Raw genomic sequence first — 23,768 nt, forward strand, 5'->3', positions numbered from 1 at the left:
GGAGATTGGCGAAAGTCAACGTAAAGGCCAATCTCCCCCCTCGTGGGGGAGATGTCCGGCAGGACAGAGGGGGGCGCCGTAGAGCACTCATCTTTTGACTATACAGCCAAATCTACTTGCTCATCACCGCCAGCCATTCATCCACCCAGGCCTTGCGATTTGCCGCGACCTCTTCCGGGCTGAACAGCAAGGTCTTCGCCGGCTTGACCAGCCTATCAAAAGCCGGATTGAGCGGCTTGTCGGTTTTCCCGGCCGGGAACATCCAGTTGGTCTCCGGAATGACATCCTGGAATTTCGGCCCGGTCATGAAGGCCAGGAACTTCGCCGCCAGCGGGTTCTTCGCGCCCGTGGTGGTGATGCCCGCGACCTCGACCTGCAGATACTCGCCCTCCTCGAACGAGGCGGCCTGGTAGCGCCCGGTGTTCTCGGCCACCATGTGGTAGGCCGGCGACGTCGTATAGGAAAGCACCATCGGCGCCTCGCCCTTGGTGAACAGGCCGTAGGCCTCGCTCCAGCCCGGCGTCACCGTCAGCACTTTGCCCCTGAGTTTCGCCCAGGCTTCCGGCGCCTTGTCGCCATAGACCGACTTGACCCACAGCAGCAGGCCGAGGCCCGGCGTCGACGTCCTCGGATCCTGGATGACGATCTTGTCGGCGGCATCGCCCTCGACCAGTTCCTTCAGGCTCTTCGGCGGGCTCTTCAGCTTTTCGGTGTCGTAGACGACGGCGAAATAACCATAATCATAGGGCACGAAAGTGTCGTCGCTCCAGCCGCCCGGCACGTTGTTTTCAGCCACCGCGCCATGTCGGACAAACAGGCCGGAAGCCTTGGCTTCCGCGGTGAGGTTGGTGTCGAGGCCAAGCACGATATCTGCCTTGGTCGAGGCACCTTCGAGCTTGACGCGGTTGAGCAGCGCGACGCCGTCGGCCGCCGAGACGAAGTCGACGCTGCAGCCGCACTCGGCTTCGAATTCCTTCTTCACCTGGGGTCCCGGACCCCAGTCGGCAGTGAAACTCTCATAGGTATAGATCGTGAGTTTTTCCTGCGCTGACGCAGGGCTTGCCAGTAGCGAAACAGCAAGCCCCAGCGCTGGGACAAGACGGGACAAAAACATGCGCATCGGCGCCTCCTTCATTCGTGTTGAAAGGAATTGAGGCGTCGGGCTGTCCGAAGCGTCTAATCCCTCCGCCGGTACAAACCGGATCAGGTTCAGCGGGTTGGCGAGACTGCCTCTCAGCCGGCCCGCGAAGATCGCGTCCGGCACCCCGTTAGAGCGTTTCGACACATAGGCTCGGCCAAGGTGCCACGCAAGCGGAAGTTTGCCCGAGCATGATCCCGGAAAGTGGAATCCGTTTCCGGAAAAAGATCATGCTCCAACAAAGAGTGACGGTGCCGCTCGGCCTTCCGTTTCGTCGGCGGGGCTGGTAAGGGCCAGCGGATATGAGCACATTCACCATCCTGCTTGGCGGCGATCTCGTCCGCACGCCGCGGCTCGACCGCCAGGTCGCGGGCACGCGCGTCATCGCCGCCGACGCCGGCATCGGTCATGCCCGCCTGATCGGCCTGATGCCGGAGCTGTGGGTCGGCGATTTCGATTCCGTGCCGGCGGACCTGCCTGCCGATCTCGCCGCCGTGCCGCGGGAGGTGTTTCCTCCCGAAAAGGACAAGACCGATGGCGAACTGGCGATCGCGGCGGCATTGGAACGCGGCGCCACCAGCCTGGTGCTGGCCGGCGCTTTCGGCGGCAAGCGCGCCGACCACGCCTTCCTGCATCTGGCGCTCAGCCTTCAACTGGCAGAGACAGGCACAAAAGTGCTGTTGACCAGCGGAGCGCAGGAAGGCGCCCCTTTGCTGCCCGGCAAGGCCGGCTTCGACTATGCCGACGGAACGCTGTTTTCGGTGCTCGGCTTTTCCGATCTTTCGGGCCTCACCGTGTCCGGCGCGAAGTGGCCGCTCGACCATGTCGAGGTCGTGTTCGGCTCGTCGCTGACCATCTCGAACGAGGTCAAGTCCAACAAGACCGGGGGCGGCCTCGAAATTGAGCTCGGCCATGGCCGCGCGCTGCTGCTCGCCCACCCCTACCCCTTGCCTGAAAGCTGACATGGCCCCGCCCCTTCTCAACCTCGACGGCATAAGACTGACCTTTGGCGGCACGCCGCTGCTCGATGGCGCCGAACTGACGGCGTCCGCCGGTGACAAGATCGCGCTCGTCGGCCGCAACGGCTCCGGCAAGTCGACGCTCCTGAAGATTGCCGCCGGTCTGATCGAGCCGCAAGACGGCGAGGTCTTCCGCCAGCCTTCGGCAACGGTGCGCTATCTCCCGCAAATGCCCGACATGGACGGCTTTGCCAATGTGCGTGCCTATGTCGAGGCCGGGCTTGGGCCTGCCGACGATCCCTACCGCGCCACATATCTGATGGAGCATCTCGGCCTCGCCGGCACGGAGAACCCCAACGATCTCTCCGGTGGCGAGGCGCGCCGCGCAGCACTTGCCCGCGTCATGGCGCCCGAACCCGATATTCTGCTGCTTGACGAGCCGACCAACCATCTCGATTTGTCGGTCATCGAATGGCTGGAAGAGGAGCTCGTCCGGACGTCTTCGGCGCTGATCGTCATCTCGCACGACCGACGCTTCCTCGAACGCGTCTCGCGCGCCACTGTCTGGCTCGACCGTGGCCAGACCCGCCGCCTCGACAAGGGCTTTGGCCATTTCGAGGAATGGCGCGACCTTGTGCTGGAAGAGGAAGAGCGCGAACAGCACAAGCTGGGCCGCCAGATCGTGCGCGAGGAGCATTGGCTGCGCTATGGCGTGACGGCTCGCCGCAAACGCAACATGCGCCGGCTCGGCGAACTGCAGACCATGCGCCAGCGTTTTCGCGGCCATCGCGGCGCCGAGGGCTCGGCCACCATGGTGGCCAGCGACGCCGCCGAATCCGGCAAGCTGGTGATCGAGGCCAAGAACATCGAAAAGAGCTTTGGCGACCTCACCGTGGTCAAAAGCTTCTCGACCCGCATCCAGCGCGGCGATCGCGTCGGCCTTGTCGGGCCGAACGGCGCCGGCAAGACGACGCTGTTGAAGATGCTTACCGGCGAGATGAAGCCCGACGCCGGCTCGGTGCGGCTCGGCACCAATCTGGAAATCGCCACGCTCGACCAGAAGCGCGAGGCGGTCGATCCGGCCGAGACCCTGGCGCAGTATCTCACGGACGGGCGCGGCGAAAACCTCGTCATCAATGGCGAGCAGCGCCATGTCGTGTCCTACATGAAGGATTTCCTGTTCAAGCCGGAACAGGCGCGCACCCCGGTGCGCGAGCTGTCCGGCGGCGAACGGGCGCGGCTGCTCCTGGCGCGTGTTCTGGCGCGGCCGGCCAACCTTCTGGTGCTCGACGAGCCGACCAACGATCTCGACATGGAGACGCTGGAACTGTTGCAGGAACTTGTCGCCGGCTTTGCCGGCACGGTCATCCTGGTCAGCCACGACCGCGACTTCCTCGACCGCACCGTCACCAGCATCATCGCCCCGGACGGAGGCGGCCGCTGGATCGAATATGCGGGTGGCTATTCCGACATGCTGGCGCAGCGCGGCGGCACCCGGCTCGACGACCGCAAGGCGCGCGCCAAGGCCGAAGCCAGCGATGCGCCGGCGCCGGGCAAGAGCGAGCCGGCAGCGCCAAAAGGGCCGTCGAAGAAACTGTCGTTCAAGCAGAAATTCGCCCTGGAATCCTTGCCCAAGAAGATCGAGGCGGTAATGGCCTCGATCTCGCGTTTGGAAAACAACATTGCCGATCCCGCCTATTACGAGCGCGACCCGGCCTCGTTCCAAAAGACCATCGCCGCCCTCGACAAGGAACGCGCCACGCTGGCCGCACTCGAGGAAGAGTGGCTGGAGTTGGAAATGCTGCGTGAGGAGATGGAGGGGTAGCATTGCCTGTGGTCTTTTATGCGCGTATATTGTGCGCATGAAAGGAGGCATCTCCGTGCTTCAATCGTCGCCAAAAACTCAGCGGACCTCTGTCAACACGTCCATTGACTCTCAGTTGATCAAGGACGCCAAAGCGTTGGGCATCAACATCTCCCGCGCTGCCGAAGCGGGGATCGCGAAAGCGATTGCGGCGGAGAAAACGCGTCGATGGCAAGAAGAAAACTGGGAAGCCATCGAAAGCTCCAACGAATATGTCCGAAAGAACGGACTGCCATTGGCTAAACACCGGCCGTTCTGATGGCGCGTTACGATTTCTATCGGAGTACCGAGAGCGACGGTTATCTTCTCGACGTGCAGTCAGATATGCTTGAAGGGCTGAGCACGAGGGTGGTCGTTCCTTTGATGCCGCCCGAGATTGCCCCGCTTCCTGGCCGCCGCCTGAACCCGACCTTCGCTATAAACGGCAAAGATCTTGTGATGGTCACACAGTTTGTGTCGGCCTTCAGCGCGTCCGAATTGCGGATGCCAGAGGGAAACCTTTCTAGACATCACGACGACATCGTCGCCGCCCTCGACATGCTGTTCCAGGGCTTCTGAGCGAAGGCAGCCGCTACTGCCGCCCGTCAACCTGCCGTCTTGGCCTGCCAGGCCTTCAGCGCCTCGTCGAACACCTTCTCGCCCGGAATGCCCTTTTCCATGGTCAGCAGCGCCCGGCGTCCGGTCTTGTAGACCACCGGCACGTCGATCCAGTCCTGGCCTCGAAGCAAGGTCATATTGGCGTCCTCGTCGGCCTTGGTGTCGTTGAGCGCCACCAGAAAGAAGCCGTCGGCGATCTTGGCCGGAATGCCGATCAGCGGGCTGCCGGCATCCTGTTCCGAACTCTTCATGGCGACGCGCAGGATGTTGTCGACGCCACCGCCGTCAAAGCCCTCGGGCGTCAGGAAGATCATCTCGATGATGTGGCTGGCCGGCAGCGTCTGGTCGGTATTGCGGCGGATGGTCATGCGCAGCTGGATGTCCTTGCCGGGAATGGTCGCCTCGGCGCGGATCGCCGGCTCGGGCGGCAGGTCGCCGCCGGGCGATTCCTGCACCAGCGACCAGACGATGCTGCCGGGTTCGGCCGAACCTTGCGCGGTCGAGGTGCGTTCCTCGTAGAAGATCGCCTTCTGGCCGACCGCAACGGTCGGCGCGGGAGCGGCGGCCGCCGGCGCAGCGGGCGGCGTGCCGGCCGCGGGCGGCGTGGCGGCGGCATCAGCCGGTGCAGCCCCGTTGGCCGGCGGAGCGACGCCATCGGCGCGCGGCGTTGCCGGTGGCGTGGCGGAAGCGTCGGGCGCCGGCGTGGCGGGCGCGCCCGTGGCTGCGGCGTCGCCGGCCGGCGGGGTCGCAGGCGCTGGAGCCGCAGGTGGCGCTGGAGCCGGGGGTGGCGGTGTGGTCAGCGCGGCGACGGACTCGCCCTCGCCGATGCCGCTTTGACCGGCCGCGGGACCGGGATCGGTCTCACCGCCTTCGGGCGACAGGCGCTGGGTGAACTTCGTTCCCTCGCCGGCAGGAGCCGGTGCGGGTGCATCGGCCGCGGGCTTGGCCGGCGCCGGCTTTACCAGCGGTTCGGTCGAGACCGTCTTGGTGTCGCCGCCGAGGCCCAGCATCGAGCCAAAGGCATCCTTGTTCAGCCAGATGCCATAGCCACCGCCGGCCACCACCAAAAGCGCGACGACAGCCGCGATCAACCCGCCATAGCTGCGCCTGCGCTCGGCGGGGCGCAGGCGCTGGAACGTGTCCGCCGCCGGCTGCTCGTCATTGGCAAAGACATCGGCGCTATCGTCGTCAGCGTCCAGCTCCGCGGCTTGCTTGTCGATGGTTTCTGCACGCGCCGCAGGCGACGGCGGTGTCGGCGCGGGCCTCTGCCAGCTCGGCTCTGTCCTGGCGGTCGGCGCCGGCTGCACGGGTTTCGCCGGCTGCCAGGCCGGCGCAGGCGTGGCGGAAGGCTTTACATGACTGGACTGGTTCTTGTTGCGGTCGATGGAGGAGAAGATGTGCTCCAGCTCCGCCAGCGGATCGGATGCCGGCACCGCCCTGGCATAGTCGCGCTCGACGCTCGAGATGGCATCTTCCAGGGATCGCTTCTGCGTGCTTATGGCTTCGGCGGCCAGCGGCGGCGAATACTCCGCAAGCTTCTTCGCCAGCATGGTACGAACGCTTTCATAGATCCGCGTACGCTTTTCGGGCGTTTCGTCGCCGTGCTTGTCGAGCGCCTTTTTCAGAATAGCAACGAAATCTGCCATGCTTCAGTCGACCTGTATTTTGTTTCCGCGCCGGCCCCCGCAAATCGGCCGCGATGCCCGGAAAGGCTTCAGAAAACTAGTCTTGAAACGGATCGGTCACAAGTATCGTGTCGTCCCGTTCCGGGCTGGTGGAAAGGAGCGCGACGGGTGCCCCGATCAGCTCCTCGATGTAACGGACATATTTGACGGCCTGCGCCGGAAGGTCGTTCCAGCTGCGCGCGCCGGCTGTGGTGCCTTTCCAGCCTTCGAGCGTCTCGTAGACCGGCTCGACACGCGCCTGCGCGCCCTGGCTGGCCGGCAGATAGTCGATCGTTTCGCCGTCGAGACGGTAGCCGGTGCAGACCTTGATCTCATCCAGCCCGTCGAGCACGTCGAGTTTGGTCAGGGCGATGCCCTTGATACCGTTGACGGCGACGGCCTGGCGCACCAGCACGGCGTCGAACCAGCCGCAACGGCGTTTGCGCCCGGTGACGACGCCGAATTCGTGGCCACGCGTACCGAGAAATTCGCCGATCTCGTTCTTCTGCTCGGTCGGGAACGGGCCTTCGCCGACACGCGTCGTATAGGCCTTGGTGATGCCCAGGACATAGCCGATGGCGCCGGGGCCCACCCCCGAGCCGGCGGCTGCCTGGCCGGCAACGGTGTTGGACGAGGTGACGAACGGATAGGTGCCGTGGTCGATGTCGAGCAGCGTGCCTTGCGCGCCCTCGAACAGGATGCGTTCGCCGGCGCGGCGCTTGTCGTCGAGGATTTTCCAGACGCGGTCCATATAGGGCAGGATCTCATCGGCGACCGAGGTCAGCTCGGTCATGATCGCCTCATGCGTGACTTCGCCATGGCCAAGCCCGCGACGCAGCGCATTGTGATGCGTCAGCAGCCTGTCGACCTTGAGAGGCAGCGTTTCCAAATCCGCCAGATCCATCACCCGAACCGCGCGCCGGCCCACCTTGTCTTCATAGGCTGGGCCGATGCCACGACGCGTCGTGCCAATTTTCGTCCCGGAATTGGAGGCGGCGTCCTCGCGGAATCCGTCCAGCTCCCGGTGCAGCGACAGGATAAGCGCCGTGTTTTCGGCTATTTTCAGGCGGTCCGGCGTGACCTCGACGCCTTGCGCCTTGAGTTTCGCCACTTCCGCGACAAAGGCGTGCGGGTCGAAGACGACGCCATTGCCGATGATCGACAGCTTGCCTTGCCGCACCACGCCCGACGGCAGCAGCGACAGTTTGTAGACCTTGCCGTCGACGACCAGCGTATGGCCGGCATTGTGGCCGCCCTGGAAGCGCACGACCACGTCGGCGCGCTCCGACAACCAGTCGACGATCTTGCCCTTGCCTTCGTCGCCCCATTGCGAGCCGACGACCACCACATTGGCCATGTTTCTTTTCCCTTGAGATGCCGCCCTGGCGGCCTGGATATGGTTCGAAACGACAGGCCTCTATAGCGTCAAGACCTCGCAAGCGCGACCTTTCTTTGCCGTCGAAAATGCCCTGAGGCACAACAATTTTCGGCTTTGACATCATTTACTTGCGTCGGCGGGGGCAATAGGCCGGCAAACACAACTTCCCAGGCGGCCGGAATCCCGCATGCATCGACGCGCCTACCTGTTCCTGCTGCTGACCACCTTGCTGTGGGGCGGCAATTCCGTCGCCGGCAAGCTGGCGGTCGGTCACGTCTCGCCGATGACGCTGGTCTTCCTGCGCTGGGTGCTGGCCGTCGCGATCCTGCTGCCGATCGGCTGGCGCACGATCAGGGAGGACTGGCCGGTGGTGCGCAAACACTGGTTCGTCCTGGCTGCACTTGGCGCCAGCGGCTTCACTCTGTTCAACACCATTTTCTACACCGCGCTCAACTACACGACGGCGATCAATGTCTCGATCGAACAGGCGGCGATGCCGGTCTTGATCATCATTGCCAATTTCTTCTTCTTCCGCCTGCGCGTGAGCTGGGCTCAGATTGCGGGCGTGGTGCTGACCATCTTCGGCGTCATCTTGACTGCCTGCCACGGCGATCCGCGCCGGCTGCTCACATTGGAACTCAATTTCGGCGACGCCATCATGCTGGTCGCGGTCGTCCTCTACAGCAGTTATTCGGTCGGGCTGCGGCTGAAGCCGGTGATGCGCTGGCAGAGCCTGATGTTGTCCCTGGCGATCGCTGCCCTCATCACCTCGCTGCCGTTCTTCCTGTGGGAGGTCGCCGCCGGCAAGGTTATCGTCCCCGATATCAGCGGCTGGGTTGTCATCGTCTATACCGCGATCGGCGCTTCGGTCATTTCGCAGATCACTTACATCAGGGGCAACGAACTGATCGGCGCCAACCGTGCCGGGCTGTTCATCAATCTGGTGCCGATCTTCGGCACGCTGCTGTCAGTGCTGATCGTCGGCGAGACATTCCAGCTCTACCAGGCGCTGGCGCTCATCCTGGTGCTGGGCGGCATTTCGCTCGCCGAATACAGCGGGCGCAAGATGGCGGCACCGGGCCGCCGCGGATAACATTTGGCTGCTGCCGCGCTGCGCCGCCGTCGCGATAACTGCTGCCGCGCGCCGACCTGGAACATTTTACCTCTGGCGGAGTTTGCTTGCGTGGGAGGCAACAAGATGAGCCATAACCCTCGCAGCACGGCAAGCATTGCCGGTCACCCCATTCATCCAATGCTGATTCCGTTTCCGATCGCCTTCTTTGTCGGCACCTTCGTTTGCGATCTGATTTTCTGGCAAACAGCCGATCCCGGGTGGGTCACCGGATCGCTTTGGCTTCTCGGCGCCGGCCTGATCATGGGCGCCTTGGCCGCTCTTACCGGCCTGACGGATGTCCTCGGCGATGTTCAGATCCGCAATCTCACGACGGCATGGCTCCATGCCGGCGGCAACGTGCTCGTCGTGCTGATCGAGCTTTATAACTGGTACTCGCGTTATGTCGGTGGAGCGGCGGCTGTGATCCCGACCGGCTTTATCTTGTCGCTGATCGTGGTTCTGATCCTGCTGTTTACAGGGTGGAAGGGCTGGGAACTGGTCTATCGGCATCGCGTAGGCGTCTCCGACGGCTCAGACGAATTGACCTGAACCGGGCTCCGCGACGGCCGCCCCAATGATGGGGGGAGGGCCGCCGCATCCGCCACGCCGTCAACTACATTGCGTTGACGTCGAACTGCAGCCGCTTGGCCGAGTCGATGGACTTGTGCGCCTTGACCTGTTCCAGCACTTTCTCCGGGAACGGCGCGTCGAGATAGAGCAGCGCGATCGCGTCGCCGCCCGGCCGGTTGCGGCCGAGCTGGAAGTTGGCGATGTTGACGCCGTTCTCGCCGCACACCGTGCCGAGCAGGCCGATAATGCCGGGCGCATCGGCATTGGTTGTGTAGAGCATGTGCTGGCCGACCTCGGCGTCGAGATTGATGCCCTTGATCTGGATGAAGCGCGGCTTACCGTCGGAGAAGCAGGTGCCGGCGATCGAGCGCGTCATGTGCTCGGTCTTCACCGTCAGCTTGATGTAGCCGTCGAACACGCCCGACTTGTCGCGCTTGACCTCGGCGACGATGATGCCGCGCTCCTTCACCATGATCGGCGCCGACACCATATTGACGTCGGCGACCTGCGGCCGGATCAGTCCGGCAAGCGCGGCACTGATCAGGGCACGCGTGTTCATCGTCGCGGTCGAGCCGTCGAACAGGATCTCGACCTCGTTGATCGGGTCCTCGGTGACTTGGCCGACAAAGGCGCCGAGCACTTCGGCGAGCTTGACGAACGGCTTTAGCCGCGGTGCTTCCTCGGCCGTGATCGAGGGCATGTTGATGGCATTCGAAACCGCGCCCTTGATCAGATAGTCGGCCATCTGCTCGGCCACCTGGAGCGCGACATTTTCCTGCGCTTCCGCTGTCGAGGCGCCCAGATGCGGCGTTGCCACCACATTCTCCATGCCGAACAGCGCGTTGTTCTCCGCCGGTTCGACCTCGAACACATCGACGCCGGCGCCCGCCACCTTGCCGCTCTTCAGCGCCGCGACCAGGTCGGCTTCGACGATGAGCCCGCCACGCGCGCAATTGATGATGCGCACGCCGTTCTTCATTTTGGCGATCGCCGCCGCGTCGATGATGTTGCGCGTCTTGTCGGTCAGCGGCGTGTGCAGCGTGATGAAATCGGCGCGGGCGAAAAGCTCGTCCAGCTCGACCTTGTCGACGCCGAGTTCCTCGGCGCGCTTGTCCGACAGGAACGGATCGAAGGCGACGACATGCATCTTCAGGCCGACGCCGCGCGTGGCAACGATCGAGCCGATATTGCCGCAGCCGATGACGCCCAGCGTCTTGCCGGTGATCTCGACGCCCATGAAGCGGTTCTTTTCCCATTTGCCGGCATGGGTCGAGGCATTGGCCTCCGGGATCTGCCGGGCGAGTGCAAAGATCATCGCCACCGCATGTTCGGCCGTGGTGATCGAATTGCCGAAGGGCGTGTTCATCACGATGATGCCCTTGCGGCTCGCCGCGGGGATGTCGACATTGTCGACACCGATGCCGGCGCGGCCGACGACCTTGAGTCTTGTCGCGGCGTTGATCAGTTTTTCCGTGACCTTGGTCGCCGAGCGGATGGCAAGGCCATCATACTGGCCGATGACTTCGAGCAGCTTTTCCTTGTCCTTGCCGAGATCGGGCAAATAGTCGACCTCGATACCGCGGTCCTTGAATATCTGGACGGCGGTGGTGGAGAGTTTGTCAGAGACGAGAACGCGGGGCGCCATGGCGGCCTCCTTGAACTGGATTGTCGGGAAAGGGCGGCCCGCAGGCCACCACGAAATCTCAGGCTGCGGCCTTCAGCGAAGCCTTCTGCGTGGCGAAGGCCCAGTCGAGCCAAGGCAGCAGCGCCTCGAGATCGGATGTCTCGACGGTGGCACCGCACCAGATGCGCAGGCCGGAAGGTGCATCGCGATAGGATCCAATGTCGAACGCGACGCCTTCCTTGTCGAGCACAGAGACGATCGCCTTGGCGAAAGCCGCCTGCCCGTCGGCGTCGAGCGCCGCGACATCGGCGTCGGTGAAGGACAGACATACGGACGTGTTGGAACGTGTCGCCGCATCGACCGCGAGATGGCCGAGCCAGGACGACTTGTCGACAAACCCATCGAGCACGGCGGCATTGGCATCGGCTCTGGCAATCAACGCATCGAGACCGCCGATCGACTTCGCCCAATGAAGCGCATCGAGATAGTCCTCGACGCACAGCATCGACGGCGTGTTGATGGTCTCGCCCTTGAAGATGCCTTCGATCAGCTTGCCGCCCGAGGTCAGGCGGAAGATTTTCGGCAACGGCCACGCCGGCTTGTAGGTTTCCAGTCGCTCGACGGCGCGAGGCGACAGGATCAGCATGCCGTGTGCGCCCTCGCCGCCCAGCACTTTCTGCCAGGAGAAGGTGACGACATCGAGCTTCTGGAAATCGAGCTTTTGCGCGAATGCCGCTGAGGTGGCATCGCAGATGGTCAGGCCCTTGCGATCCGCCGGGATGAAATCGCCATTCGGCACGCGCACGCCTGAGGTCGTGCCGTTCCAGGTGAAGACCACATCGCGGTCGAAATCGATCTTGGTGAGATCCGGCAGTTCGCCATAGCCTGCCTCGATCTTTCTGATACCGGCGAGCTTCAGCTGCTTGACGACATCGGTCACCCAGCCCGAGCCAAAGCTTTCCCATGCCACCATGTCGACGCCGCGTTCGCCGAGCAGCGACCACAGCGCCATCTCGACAGCACCCGTGTCCGACGCCGGCACGATGCCGATACGGTAATCCGCCGGAACCTGGAGAATTTCGCGCGTCAGCTCGATCGCCTGTTCGAGCTTGGTCTTGCCGATCTTGGCGCGGTGGGAACGGCCGAGCGCGGCATTCTTCAGCGCCTCGACCGACCAGCCGGGGCGTTTTGCGCAGGGACCTGAGGAGAAATTGGGGTTTGCCGGACGGAGTCCGGGCTTCGTATGCATCGTCATCGTGGTCTATCCTTCCAGATAGTGGCCCCTCGTTGGGGAGGGGTGGCCCACGAACGGCGATATGCGTTCAGCCCTCAGGCGTCAAGAGGAAAGTTTTTGTCGCTGACAAGATAGAAGCAGTCCGGGATCAGGATGTCGTGAGCCCAAACGCAAACGGCGGATCGAAGAGATCCGCCGTCGGGTTTCGTATCTGCAGCCAGCCTACCAGAGGTCGTAGCGCAGCCCGAGCTTGACCGTCTGATAATTGATGCCCTTGTGGATGTTGAAGGCGCCGCTGTCATAAGCGACGTATTTGGCGCCCGGCACCGAGAAATATTCGTAGCCAAGGTCAACCGACACGTTCTTGGCCACCTGATAGGAAAGACCGCCCCCGATCGAATAGGCAAGGTTGAATTTGCCCTCCTTATCCGTTGCACCCTCGTAACCGGCCGGATCATCACAAGAGAACCCGCCCGTGCCGGACGAATTGGGGGCCACTTCCACGCAATCCTTCGCCCCAATGCTCCTGTAATATTTATTGTATGCGACACCGACCCCTCCGCCAAGATATGGAGTTATTCCAACATAGGTGCCGAGATCGACATAGCCATTGGCCATGATGCTGTAGCCTTTGTTGGAAGCATTGTCGGAAAGATCGCATGCCTGCGTAGCCGCGACGGAATTGATGGTGCCAAAACCGTCGTCCACAAGCGTATGGCCGTCGCAAGTGGCTGCCAACTTGGCGTGTTCCCCGAATTTGTTGGTCGGAAGAATCCCGCCGTTCAGCTCGACCCGAAGATAGTCGTTGACATGATACCCCATACCGAAACTGCCTGTGAAAAGGCTGCTCTCATCGGTAAAGCTGTTAAGCGGGCCGGTTGTCGCTTCCTCATGCTCGAAGGGATGGCTGAACGCGTAGCCGACATCGCCGCGCAGATACCAGCCCGAGCCGACCTCGACCGGTTGATAGTCCGGCGCCTGATCGACATAGATCGGCGGATCGTAGTCCGCGGCTTGCGCCGGCGGCAGCAGCGCAAGCGCGAGTGCGGCAAGTGCCGGCGCTGTCAGCAATTTGAAATTCATGGGTCCCCGGCTCCTGAAATTGGCGCTCTTCATTTTGATCGCAAGCGCCGTTTCAGTGGGCATTGTTAACCATAGTGGTTAAGTGCGGGTTAAGGATAACGCGACGTTACCGATTTGATTTCGATAGGCTTTCTCCTCCGCACGCCGCGGCTTGGAAGTGCACCGCAATCGGCAAACAAAAACCGCCCGGCATGGCCGGGCGGTTTGCAAATTCCTGGATTTCGAAGCGCTACTTGGTGTAGACCGGCTCCGGTTCGGGAACGTAGGGCTCCGGCGGCGGGGCGCAGTCCGACCGGCCGAACTGGTAGCGCAGACCGCCGCGCACTTCGTGCACATTGATGCCGCGATCGAAGCCCGGACCAGCGCCGGTGGTGCCACCCAGTCCAGAAGCATATTCGAACATGCGGCCGCCATTGATGTGGCTGTAGCGATAGCCGACATCGAGCTTGACGCGGTCGGTCAGGCAGTAGGAGGCGCCGGCCATGAGGGCGTAGGCGAAACGCCAGCCTTTGCCGCCGCGGTGCTCGAACGAACCGTCTCTGTCGGTGTTGTGCAGCGTATCCCACTTCAGCCATGCACCGCCGATGCCGGCGCCGACATAGGGCGTCACGCCGTGCCAAGTACCGATGTCGACATAGGCATTGGCGAGGAGCAACAATGCCGAATAGGAGGAAGTGTCGACGGAAGTACAAGGAAGCAGATCGCCGCAGGTTCCACTGGTCGAGCCGCGGAATTTGGACTTGCTCATCCAGTCGAGTGTGAGATCGGTACGGAAATGCTGGTTGATCTGGTAACCGACACCGGCGCCGGCCGAAAATGCGCTTTTGAGCTTGCCGGTGTCGAAGTCGTTCGTGCCGGGTCCGTAGGTAATATAGTCGCCACCGCGGAACTTCGACCAATGATAGTCGATATCGCCGCGGATGTACCAGCCGCCGAAATCCGCCGGCTGCTCGTAGGCGATCGGCGCCGGCGCCTCTTCGACCACTGGCGGCTCCGCCAGATCGGCGGCGAATACTGGCCCGGCCACGCCTGCGAACAGCGCGGCAAGGAAAGCCATTTTTGCTGCATTGAACATGTTTGTCACCCCTGAGAACCCGTCGGAACTTTGAATCCGCTCGAATGTGTTTGACCTCAGTTGTGGATAATGAATTGCAAAAGTTAAAAGGCGTTTAACCCTGTCGATTAACCACGAATTCTCGACATTTTAGCAAACGGCCTCCGCCGGCATAACGCTGGGACCAACCCTGGCCGAAACAAAAGCCCGCCTGCAGGCGGGCTTGAAGTCTTGAGCCGGCAGTTCGCCCCTGCCGTTGGAGGCAGCGCAATCAGGCGGCGCTGCGCGTTTCCGAAATGATGTCGACGATGTCGTTGACCACGGCCTCGACCAGCTGTGGGTCGTCGCCCTCGGCCATGACGCGGATCAGCGGCTCGGTGCCGGAGGGCCGTATGACCAGGCGGCCGGCCTTGCCTAGACGGTTGCGCGCATCTTCGATCGCCGCCTTGACCAAGGCTTCTTCAAGCGGCTTGCCGCCGGCGATGCGGACATTCTTCAACAGCTGCGGCACCGGCTCGAATTTCTTCGACAATTCGCTGACCGGCCGGTTCTGCCGCTTGATGCAGGCCAGCACCTGCAGCGCCGAGACCAGCCCGTCGCCAGTGGTCGAGAAATCGGACAGCACAATGTGGCCCGACTGCTCGCCGCCGACATTCAACCCGTGCGCGCGCATATGCTCAACGACATAGCGGTCGCCGACCTTGGTGCGATGCAGCTGCAGCTTCATGTCGCCAAGGAAGCGTTCGAGGCCGAGATTGGACATCACCGTCGAGACGACGCCGCCGCCGGCCAGTCGCCCGCTCTGGTGCCAGGACTCGGCGATCAGCGCCATGATCTGGTCACCGTCGACGATGGTGCCGTTCTCGTCGACGATGACGACACGGTCGGCATCGCCGTCGAGTGCGATGCCGATATCGGCGCGCACTTCATGCACCTTCTTCTGCAGGCCGGCCGGATGGGTCGAGCCGCATTCCTTGTTGATGTTGAAACCGTTCGGATCGACATTGATGGCAATGACCTCGGCGCCCAGTTCCCAAAGTGCGGCAGGCGCCACCTTGTAGGCTGCGCCATTGGCGCAATCGACGACGATCCTGAGACCCGACAGCGACATCGAGCGCGGCAGCGTGCGCTTGGCGAATTCGATGTAGCGGTCATGCACGCCGTCGACGCGCTTGGCGCGGCCGAGCCCGTCGGAATCGGCGAGCGCCAGTTCGATATCCTTGTCGAGCATGCTCTCGATGCGCTCCTCGATCTCGTCGGAGAGCTTGTAGCCATCGGGACCGAACAGCTTGATGCCGTTGTCGTAATAAGGGTTGTGCGAGGCCGAGATCATGACGCCGATATCGGCGCGCAGCGAGCGCACCAGCATGGCGACCGCCGGTGTCGGGATCGGGCCGAGCAGGAACACATCCATGCCGGCCGCGCACAGGCCGGACACCATGGCGTTTTCGATCATGTAGCCGGACAGCCTGGTGTCCTTGCCGAGCACGACGCGGTGGCGATGGCTGCCGCGCTGGAACGACAGGCCGGCGGCCATGCCGACCCGCATCGCGATCTCAGCCGTCATCGGAAACTTGTTGGCGCGCCCGCGAATGCCGTCGGTGCCAAAATAACGTCCTGCCATGCTTGCCAGAATCCCCGTCGGTTTTCAGCCGGCTCGTAATGCCACAATTGGTCCGAGCCCGACTATCACATTGTGTGATTGTATATTACCAATTCTTAGAAAATCATTGTAGCAGGCTGTTCGGAGCGTTGGCAGCGTATCATGACACGGTGTTGCCGCAATATAGCATTCACACTGGGCCACACTGCGCAGATTGGGCCGGTAAGCCGGACTGTTGGAGCGGCAGATCGCAAGGGTCCATCACCTTATCGGGAGAACGCCGTTTAGCATCTGGCGCAGCCTAGCGTTGAGAGCTATTGATTGACACAGGTACAACCTATGGGCGCAGCAACGGGAGAACGCCATGCTCATCCACCGACTTGCAACTTTGACGGGTCTTGCCGTCGCAACCTTGTTCATGGCGGCGCCCGCCAGCGCGCTGACCATGGCCCAGTGTAGTACCAAGTATAATGCCGCCAAGGACGCCGGCACGCTGAACGGGCAGACCTGGAATCAGTATCGGAAGGCCGAGTGCGGCACCGACGCGGCGGCCACCACCGAGACCGCAAAGCCGGCGGCCAAGAAGGCCGCTGCGGCCAAGACGGACACGACCAAGGCCGCCGCCGCTGCTGATGACGGCGCCAAGGGTCTGACGGCCAAGGAATGCAGCGCTAAATACCAGGCTGCCAAGGCCGCCGGTACGCTCAATGGCGCAAAGTGGAACGACTTCCGCAAGACCGAATGCGCCGCCGGCGCATCCGCCGCGGCAGAACCCGCCAAGGCCACGACCAAGGCCGCAGCCACAACCGACGATGGCGCCAAGGGCCTGACGGCCAAGGAATGCAGCACCAAGTACCAGGCGGCAAAGGCCGCCGGTACGCTCAATGGCGCAAAGTGGAACGACTTCCGCAAGACCGAATGCGCCGCCGGGGCCTCGGCCGCGGCAGCACCCGCCAAGGCAACCACCAAGGCAGCTGCCGACAGCAGCGGCAAGGGCCTGAGCATGGCCGATTGCAGCGCCAAGTACCAGGCTGCCAAGTCTGCCAATACTCTGGGCGGCAAGAAGTGGAACGACTTCCGCAAGGCCGAATGCGGCGCAGGCGCAGATGACGACGACACCGTGCCCGCTCCGAGCGAGGCGACCTATACCAGCGAGCCCGAGAAGCCCTCGGTCACCGCTCCCAAGGGCGTGAAGTTCCCGGCCGCGATCTCGAAGAAATACGCCGGCGAGACGCCGGCCAAGGGCCGCATGCACACCTGCCTCGAACTCTACTACGCCAATAAGGATGCCAACACGCTGAATGGCCTGCGCTGGATCCAGAAGGGCGGCGGCTTCTACAGCCTCTGCAATGCCAAGCTGAAGAGCTGATCGCGTAGCCATATTCTCCAGACAGAGGCCCGCGCATCGCAGCATGCGCGGGCCTTTTTGTTGCGCTCGAACACACCCGGAGTTGCTCGCGTCTACATACCGCGGAAGCTGTCGGCATCATCTATCGCCCACACTGCCCACCGCCAGACATATCGGTGGTTCGCAAGATTCCAATTGAACATATGTAGAACAAATGGTATACAAAAGGACATCGAACTTTTGTCAACCAGGAGGGTCTTATGTCCAGATTGAAATTGGCGGCATTCGCTGTGACGGTATGGATTGCTTGGAGCGTCGCCCCTGCAAGCGCACTGACGATGAAGGAATGCGGCGAGGCCTATCGCACAGCCAAGGAAGGCGGCACTCTGAACGGCATGGATTGGACCGCTTTCCGCACCGAGAAATGCGCGACGTCAGCTGCGGAGAGTGCCAGTACGGATGCGGTCAAAACCCAGCCGCAGCCGGAGAAGGAAGCCAGCGCGGGGATCGCCCCCGCTGTAGCGCCGACGGGCGTGACATTCCCGACCACCCTCGCCGCCGAATTCAAGACCGAGAAGCCCTCGAAGGCGCGGATGAAGACCTGCCTGCAGGGCTACCACGGCAACAAGGACGCGGGTACGTTGAACGGCCTTCGCTGGATCCAGAAGGGCGGCGGCTATTACAGCCTCTGCAACGCCAAGCTGAAGAGCTGATCGACCAGCAGCGTTTGAAGATCGAAGGCCCCCAACCGCAAGGTTGGCGGGCCTTCTCTCGGGTCTTGCCCCGTCAAGCGCCTTGTTTCGAGAGCTGGAGCAGTGCGACCAGGCTTGTAAGATCGGCATTGGCCTGGCCGGCAGCCACCCCGCGCTTCATCAGGCTTTGCATCGGCAAGACGAGTTCGGTGCTGACATCAGCCGACCTGCTGGCATCGATGAGATTGACGTAGGCATCAGCCTGCATGCCCAGGTTGGAAACGACATTGCTGGTGTGATCGCCACTGTCGATCTGTTCCGCCCATTTCGGCAGCAGGCCTTGCATCGACTGAAGCCAGGAGGCCAGCAGCGGCATGAACTCGCCGGCAGGGATTCCTGCTGCGCCCGTCAATGCCAACGCTTGCAGAACGCCCGCGAACATGCCGTACATGCCGGTCAGAAGCGAAATATCATAGAGCGGCGCGAGGCCTGGATCCTCACCGAGATATTTGCTGGTGCCGAGCGCTCCGAGCTGCCCCGAACAGGCATCGAACGCCTGGCGCGAACCGCTGTAGAGAATCAAGGCGTGCGGCCCGCCCACCATCGGCGGCACCGCCATGATGCCGCCGTCGATATAGCTGGCGCCCTGGCTCACCGCCCAACCCGACATCGCCCGCGCCTGCTCGGGCGTGCCGTTGGTGAGATTGACCAATGTGCGGCCCGACAGCGCGTCTCGGCTTGGGCCGAGCACCTCACCAACGGTGTCATAGACAAGCAGGCACGCCACGATCAGTGGACTCGATCTGACGGCTTCCTCGACACTCTTGGCCACAGTGGCGCCCTTGGCTGCCAAAGCCTCAGCCTTTGCCGGAGAACGGTTCCACACCGTCACCGCATGTCCCTGGTTCAGAAAGGCTTCGGCAAGCGCCGTGCCCATGGCGCCGAGACCGATTACTGTTATGTCGCTCATTCTGCTTCTCCTTGGTTTCGTTGCGCGGTTACGCCGGTGTCGGGCTCAGGTCCTGGCCAAGGCCACCGTCCACGGTCAGCCGCGCGCCCGTGGTGAAGGTCGCGTCGAACGCCAGGAACAGCACTGCGCGCGCCACCTCCTCCATCGTGCCGTGGCGCTTCATCGGCGTGACCGCGTCGCCGATCGCCATGAAGGCGGCCCGCTCCTCGGCCGAGGCGTCCGCCACACCCATCGTCGGCGTATCGATGAAACCAGGGCTGACCACATTCACGCGGATGCGGCGCGGCAGAAGCTCGGCGGCCAGGACCTTGGCGAAGGCGCGCAGTGCCGCCTTCGATCCGGAATAGACGCTCATGCCGCCGGTGCCGGATTCGTCGGCGATCGACGAGGTGAAGACTATGGCGCCACCATCCCTGATGAGGGGCAGCAGGCGCTGCGCGGTGAAGAATGCGCCTTTGGTGTTGATGTCGAAGGTGCGATCGTAACTGTCCTCGGTGACCCGCTCCACAGGTTCGAGATTGGCCACCCCGGCATTGACGTGAAGGAAGTCGATCTGGCCAAGCTTCTGCCCCACTTCGGCACCGAGCGTGACGATATCGGCCATGTCTGAGATATCGGACCGCACGACATGAGCTCGCGAAAGCAGCTTGGCTCGCGCGGCCTCGATGTTGCGCTGGTCGCGGCCGGTGACCAGGACCTCGGCGCCGCTTTCGATCAGGGCTTCGGCAACGGCGAGCCCCATGCCGTGCGTCCCGCCGATGACAACGGCCTTCTTGTTTGCGTATCGTGTCATGATCCATCCCTTTTTGACAAAATCCGGCCGCCGACGGCCTTTGCAGGTCGAAGCGAGGTACCGATATGATGTTGTGGTGTTCGCCGATGCCGGCGAGCTGGTTTGAAGCTATGGACCGGCTTGGTTTTTCTCAAGTACCGACAAAAATGTAAGCTACCCACCGATTGCTCAGAATTGGATGAAACATGGGAAAGAAACAGCCAGATAGTTGCGGATTGGGGCCGGCGCTGGAGGTCATCAGCGGCAAATGGAAGGCGCTACTGCTCTGGCAGATTCACAAGGCGCCGGCACGATTCGGTGAGCTGAAGCGGCTGGTGCCTGACATCAGCGAAAAGATGCTGATCCAACAGCTGCGCGAAATGGAGGCCGACGGCATCGTCCATCGCGAAATCTTTCCCGAGGTGCCGCCGAGGGTCGAATACTCGATTACCGAATTCGGCATCGAGCTGGACAATGCCCTGATCCCGCTGGCCAGATGGGGCAAGCAACATGCTGGCCGGACTGACGGTGTGCGCCCCGGCAAAGCAAATGAATCCGTCCCGCATGCTCTTTGAGAGACCCTGAATAGCAAAACGCCGCGGATTGAGCCGCGGCGTTTTCTTGCATCAAGTGATGTCAGCTCAGCTCGACGGCTGAGGCTCCATGCCGCCTTCGGGCTCGGGACCCTTCTTGCGGCGGCCGGACTTCGGCACAGCCGAGCCGCGGCTTGTGGGGGTGTCATCCCCCAAATCTCGCGCGGGCTTCTGCCCGGCGATCAGCTGCTTGATCTCTTCGCCCGAAAGCGTCTCGTATTCGAGCAGGCCCTGCGCCAGAGCGATCCATTCCTTCTTCTTCTTGGTCAGAATGGACTTGGCCGTGACATAGGCCTCGTCGATCAGCCTGCGCACTTCGGCGTCGATGATCTGCGCGGTCTCTTCCGAGACGTTCTGCGTGCGCGCCACCGAATGGCCGAGGAAAACCTCTTCCTGGTTGTCGCCATAGGCGACATGGCCGAGCTTGTCGGAGAAGCCCCAGCGCGTGACCATGGCGCGCGCCAGTTTGGTCGCCTGCTCGATGTCCGAGGAGGCGCCCGAGGTGATGTTCTCCTTGCCGAACTTGAACTCCTCGGCGACGCGGCCGCCCATCATGATGGCGAGCCGTGAGATCATGTATTTGTAGCTCATCGAATAGCGGTCGCCTTCCGGCAGTTGCATGACCATGCCGAGCGCGCGGCCGCGCGGGATGATGGTCGCCTTGTGCAGCGGATCGGCCGACGGCACGTTGAGCGCCAGGATGGCATGGCCGGCCTCGTGATAGGCCGTGAGCTCCTTTTCGGCCTGGGTCATGGCCGACGAGCGGCGCTCGGCGCCCATCATGATCTTGTCCTTGGCGTCCTCGAACTCGGCCATGGTGACAAGGCGCTTGTTGCGGCGCGCCGCCATCAGAGCGGATTCATTGACCAGGTTCATCAGGTCGGCGCCCGAGAAGCCCGGCGTGCCGCGTGCGATCACCTTGAGGTCGACATTCGGCGCCAGCGGCACGTTGCGCACATGCACCTTGAGGATCTTCTCACGACCGACGATGTCGGGGTTCGGCACCACCACCTGGCGGTCGAAACGGCCCGGACGCAGCAGCGCCGGGTCGAGCACGTCGGGCCGGTTGGTGGCGGCGATCAGGATGATGCTCTCGTTGGACTCGAAGCCGTCCATCTCGACCAGCAGCTGGTTCAGCGTCTGTTCGCGCTCATCATTGCCACCGCCGAGGCCGGCGCCGCGATGGCGGCCGACAGCGTCGATTTCGTCGATGAAGATGATGCAGGGAGCATTCTTCTTGGCCTGGTCGAACATGTCGCGCACACGGCTTGCGCCGACGCCGACGAACATCTCGACGAAGTCCGAACCGGAGATGGTGAAGAACGGCACATTGGCTTCGCCGGCGACGGAGCGGGCGAGCAGCGTCTTGCCGGTGCCGGGAGGTCCGACCAGAAGCACGCCGCGCGGGATCTTGCCGCCGAGGCGCTGGAACTTCTGCGGATCGCGCAGGAACTCGACGATCTCTTCCAGATCTTCCTTGGCCTCGTCGACGCCGGCGACATCCTGGAAGGTGACGCGGCCATGCGCCTCAGTGAGAAGCTTGGCCTTCGACTTGCCGAAACCCATGGCGCGGCCGGAGCCGGACTGCATCTGGCGCATGAAGAATATCCACACGCCCAGGATCAGGATCATCGGCAGGTAGGAGATCAGATAGCTGAACAGCGAGTTGGAACCGTCCGACTCAGGCCGCGCATTGATGGTGACGTTCTTGTCCTGCAGCCGCGAGACCAGCTGCGGATCGCCAGGCGAATAGGTCTGGAAGCCATTGGCGTTGTCGGCGTAGGTGCCCGTGATGCGGGCGCCGGCGATGACCACCGTCTTGACCCGGCCGGCCGCGACCTCTTGCAGGAACTGCGAATAGGGAACGTCGGTCGAGGCCCCGCGAGTCTGCGGCGTCTGGAACAGATTGAAGAGAGCAATGAGCAGGACCGCTATGATCGCCCAGAGCGCGAGATTGCGATAATTCGGATTCATCAATTGTCCCGTTGGTGCCCGCTGGGACACGCGTCATGAGAGGAAACTTGCGCCTAACATAGGGAGAGCGCCCCCCCTTGCCAAGCATAACAGCACGTCTGGGTTAAGCTTTCGCGCCATGATCAACCGGCACTGTGGCGGCCAAAGGGCAAGCCGGGACAGGCGGTGCGCCGATCAACTCGGCCACGGCCTGCGCCAACACCAGATCGAAGCACGGCAGGAAACGGGCAAAGGGCGCAACGACCGGGCTGACGGCGATTGCCGGCGCCGCCGCTACATCCCCTGCAAAACCACGGCATTCGCCGCCGCGCCACAGCGCCGGTTCCGCAGCCAGGGCGGCGCGCACAAGGCTTGGCGGCGCGCCATCCCCGGCAATCGGCGTTTTGGCGGCGGCAGCGGCGCCAAGCGGCGCGATCAACCATGCACCCGGACTGTCGTCCAATGTGACCGCCCCGGCTTCGATGTGTGGCGTGATCCGCCGGCGACCGTCCCAAAGCAGAGCGCCAGCTACCGGCGCGGAACGCGGCAGGTCGCGCGATTCACGGCGCAGGAAGATGCCGTTTCGCCTGATATCGACGACCGCCCGCGACAATGTGGCGCAAAGCCGACCGGCCCGCATTTGCTCGAACAGCGCTTCGCTGCGCGCCTGGTCCGGCAACAAGGCGGTGCCGCCCGTCGCCGCCAGCAGGACACGCAGCGCATAGACCGCGGCTCGCGTGTCGTCAGCTTCGGCAAGAGCGGGATCGAGACGGATGAGACCCCTCGCCGGCCGGCTGGCAAATTCACCGATCAGGGCGGCGGCGCGGCGACCGAGTTGTTCGCGCTCGCCGGCGGCCCGCCTGGCCAGGCCGATCGCTTCGGCAAAACGCTGCCCGCTCCGGTCTTCGCCGAGCACGGCCCGGATGCGCGGGCGTTCGAAATTCGTGTCGATGTTGGTCGGATCCTCCGCCCAGCCGACATGTTCGCGCTGCAGGAAGGCGCGCAACGCCGCGCGCCGAGCGCCGAGCAGCGGCCGCGCGATCCAGATCCGCCAGTCATAGAGGGTGGCAGGCGCCATGCCGGCGAGACCTCGGCCTGCAAGCTCTCGCCCGTCATTCCGCGCGGCTCGCATCAGGACGGTCTCGGCCTGGTCGTCGGCGGTGTGGCCGGTCACGATCACACCAATGCCTTGCGCCTGCGCTGCCTCGGCCAGCAACCGGTAGCGCGCCTCGCGCGCCGCCGCGGGCAGGCCGGCCGACGGCTTGGCGCCGGACCAGTTGAGCGTCCGGTGCGCGATGCCGCGCTCGGCACAAAGCTTTGCCACGCTGCGCGCTTCGGCTGCTGCTTCCGGACGCAGGCCGTGGTCGATCGTCACCGCCAGCAGCCGGGCTGTCGGGGCGCTGCGGTCGAGGTGAGCCTTGAGGAGAAGAAGGAGGGCGGTCGAGTCGCTGCCGCCGGACACGGCCGCAAGCGCGCCGTTGGTAAAGTCGATCTGCGAAAAATTCGAAAGGTCAGGCTCGGTATCGAGCATCAATGCATGTCGCGCAAAAGTGGTCCC

The 23,768-nt window shown here is 63.2% G+C and carries 21 protein-coding genes and 1 riboswitch; of the genes, 9 read left to right on the plus strand and 12 right to left on the minus strand.

Going from position 1 to position 23,768, the window contains the following annotated elements:
* Window positions 1-112 precede the first annotated feature (112 nt).
* Window positions 113-1,120: a thiamine ABC transporter substrate binding subunit gene (gene thiB, locus NKI96_RS17475; protein ID WP_352666380.1), complete on the minus strand. Its 1,008-nt coding sequence runs from the start codon at window positions 1,118-1,120 to the stop codon at window positions 113-115.
* Window positions 1,121-1,163: 43 nt separating this feature from the next.
* Window positions 1,164-1,278: riboswitch (TPP riboswitch) on the minus strand.
* 162 nt (window positions 1,279-1,440) lie between these two features.
* Between thiB and NKI96_RS17480 the strand changes: the two genes are divergently transcribed.
* The 4 genes from NKI96_RS17480 to NKI96_RS17495 are packed head-to-tail and all read left to right on the plus strand — an operon-like array spanning window position 1,441 to window position 4,519.
* Complete coding sequence (locus tag NKI96_RS17480; RefSeq protein WP_352666382.1) at window positions 1,441-2,100, plus strand: thiamine diphosphokinase; 660 nt, start codon at window positions 1,441-1,443, stop codon at window positions 2,098-2,100.
* A 1-nt stretch (window position 2,101) separates the two neighbouring features.
* Window positions 2,102-3,922: an ABC-F family ATP-binding cassette domain-containing protein gene (locus NKI96_RS17485; RefSeq protein ID WP_352765329.1), complete on the plus strand. Its 1,821-nt coding sequence runs from the start codon at window positions 2,102-2,104 to the stop codon at window positions 3,920-3,922.
* Between the two features lie 55 nt (window positions 3,923-3,977).
* A complete protein-coding gene (locus NKI96_RS17490) occupies window positions 3,978-4,220 on the plus strand; it encodes a type II toxin-antitoxin system CcdA family antitoxin (RefSeq protein WP_352805371.1) in 243 nt (80 codons plus the stop codon).
* Window positions 4,220-4,519: a CcdB family protein gene (locus tag NKI96_RS17495; RefSeq protein ID WP_023673676.1), complete on the plus strand. Its 300-nt coding sequence runs from the start codon at window positions 4,220-4,222 to the stop codon at window positions 4,517-4,519. The genes NKI96_RS17490 and NKI96_RS17495 overlap by 1 nt, the downstream gene beginning before the upstream one ends.
* Window positions 4,520-4,545: 26 nt before the next feature.
* On the opposite strand, the gene NKI96_RS17500 is transcribed toward NKI96_RS17495, so the two are convergent.
* Both NKI96_RS17500 and NKI96_RS17505 read right to left on the minus strand, forming a co-directional pair.
* Complete coding sequence (locus tag NKI96_RS17500) at window positions 4,546-6,204, minus strand: hypothetical protein (protein WP_352805374.1); 1,659 nt, start codon at window positions 6,202-6,204, stop codon at window positions 4,546-4,548.
* Between the two features lie 76 nt (window positions 6,205-6,280).
* Window positions 6,281-7,579 (minus strand): adenylosuccinate synthase, encoded by a 1,299-nt coding sequence (locus NKI96_RS17505; protein WP_023684197.1) that lies wholly within the window; start codon window positions 7,577-7,579, stop codon window positions 6,281-6,283.
* Between the two features lie 208 nt (window positions 7,580-7,787).
* Between NKI96_RS17505 and NKI96_RS17510 the strand changes: the two genes are divergently transcribed.
* Together NKI96_RS17510 and NKI96_RS17515 are read left to right on the plus strand one after the other, a co-directional pair.
* Window positions 7,788-8,693 carry a DMT family transporter gene (locus NKI96_RS17510; protein WP_352459874.1) on the plus strand — a complete coding sequence of 302 codons (906 nt, stop codon included), beginning with the start codon at window positions 7,788-7,790 and terminating at the stop codon, window positions 8,691-8,693.
* 105 nt (window positions 8,694-8,798) lie between these two features.
* Window positions 8,799-9,263, plus strand: coding sequence for a DUF2231 domain-containing protein (locus tag NKI96_RS17515; RefSeq protein ID WP_023755561.1), 465 nt, complete (start codon window positions 8,799-8,801; stop codon window positions 9,261-9,263).
* Between the two features lie 64 nt (window positions 9,264-9,327).
* Here NKI96_RS17515 and serA read toward each other — a convergent pair whose 3' ends face one another.
* From serA to glmM, 5 genes are all read right to left on the minus strand, one after another.
* Window positions 9,328-10,929 carry a phosphoglycerate dehydrogenase gene (gene serA / locus NKI96_RS17520; RefSeq protein ID WP_023699182.1) on the minus strand — a complete coding sequence of 534 codons (1,602 nt, stop codon included), beginning with the start codon at window positions 10,927-10,929 and terminating at the stop codon, window positions 9,328-9,330.
* Between the two features lie 58 nt (window positions 10,930-10,987).
* A complete protein-coding gene (locus NKI96_RS17525) occupies window positions 10,988-12,163 on the minus strand; it encodes a phosphoserine transaminase (RefSeq protein ID WP_023704877.1) in 1,176 nt (391 codons plus the stop codon).
* Window positions 12,164-12,364: 201 nt separating this feature from the next.
* Window positions 12,365-13,225, minus strand: a complete 861-nt coding sequence (locus NKI96_RS17530) for an outer membrane protein (protein WP_352805376.1) — start codon at window positions 13,223-13,225, stop codon at window positions 12,365-12,367.
* 229 nt (window positions 13,226-13,454) lie between these two features.
* Window positions 13,455-14,300: an outer membrane protein gene (locus NKI96_RS17535; RefSeq protein ID WP_352805379.1), complete on the minus strand. Its 846-nt coding sequence runs from the start codon at window positions 14,298-14,300 to the stop codon at window positions 13,455-13,457.
* Window positions 14,301-14,550: 250 nt separating this feature from the next.
* On the minus strand, window positions 14,551-15,903 hold the full coding sequence (glmM, locus tag NKI96_RS17540; protein ID WP_023704880.1) for a phosphoglucosamine mutase: 1,353 nt from the start codon (window positions 15,901-15,903) through the stop codon (window positions 14,551-14,553).
* A gap of 343 nt (window positions 15,904-16,246) precedes the next feature.
* On the opposite strand from glmM, the gene NKI96_RS17545 reads away from it, so the two are divergent.
* Both NKI96_RS17545 and NKI96_RS17550 read left to right on the plus strand, forming a co-directional pair.
* On the plus strand, window positions 16,247-17,251 hold the full coding sequence (locus NKI96_RS17545) for a hypothetical protein (protein ID WP_023755560.1): 1,005 nt from the start codon (window positions 16,247-16,249) through the stop codon (window positions 17,249-17,251).
* A 239-nt stretch (window positions 17,252-17,490) separates the two neighbouring features.
* Window positions 17,491-17,943, plus strand: a complete 453-nt coding sequence (locus NKI96_RS17550) for a hypothetical protein (protein ID WP_023726188.1) — start codon at window positions 17,491-17,493, stop codon at window positions 17,941-17,943.
* A 73-nt stretch (window positions 17,944-18,016) separates the two neighbouring features.
* Here the strand turns inward: NKI96_RS17550 and NKI96_RS17555 are convergent, their stop codons facing one another.
* Window positions 18,017-18,892, minus strand: a complete 876-nt coding sequence (locus NKI96_RS17555; RefSeq protein ID WP_352805381.1) for an NAD(P)-dependent oxidoreductase — start codon at window positions 18,890-18,892, stop codon at window positions 18,017-18,019.
* A 28-nt stretch (window positions 18,893-18,920) separates the two neighbouring features.
* Window positions 18,921-19,685, minus strand: coding sequence for an SDR family oxidoreductase (locus NKI96_RS17560; RefSeq protein ID WP_023744988.1), 765 nt, complete (start codon window positions 19,683-19,685; stop codon window positions 18,921-18,923).
* A 215-nt stretch (window positions 19,686-19,900) separates the two neighbouring features.
* On the opposite strand from NKI96_RS17560, the gene NKI96_RS17565 reads away from it, so the two are divergent.
* Complete coding sequence (locus NKI96_RS17565; RefSeq protein ID WP_352805383.1) at window positions 19,901-20,239, plus strand: winged helix-turn-helix transcriptional regulator; 339 nt, start codon at window positions 19,901-19,903, stop codon at window positions 20,237-20,239.
* 66 nt (window positions 20,240-20,305) lie between these two features.
* On the opposite strand, the gene ftsH is transcribed toward NKI96_RS17565, so the two are convergent.
* The gene (gene ftsH / locus NKI96_RS17570) at window positions 20,306-22,231 is read right to left on the minus strand and encodes an ATP-dependent zinc metalloprotease FtsH (protein WP_023673598.1); all 1,926 of its coding nucleotides are present in this window, start codon (window positions 22,229-22,231) and stop codon (window positions 20,306-20,308) included.
* A 103-nt stretch (window positions 22,232-22,334) separates the two neighbouring features.
* Entirely contained in the window at window positions 22,335-23,741 is a 1,407-nt protein-coding gene (gene tilS / locus NKI96_RS17575) for a tRNA lysidine(34) synthetase TilS (RefSeq protein WP_352805385.1), read from the minus strand.
* Between the last annotated feature and the right edge of the window lie 27 nt (window positions 23,742-23,768).

It is taken from the genome of Mesorhizobium sp. M0292 (genome assembly GCF_040321695.1).
GTDB lineage: Bacteria > Pseudomonadota > Alphaproteobacteria > Rhizobiales > Rhizobiaceae > Mesorhizobium.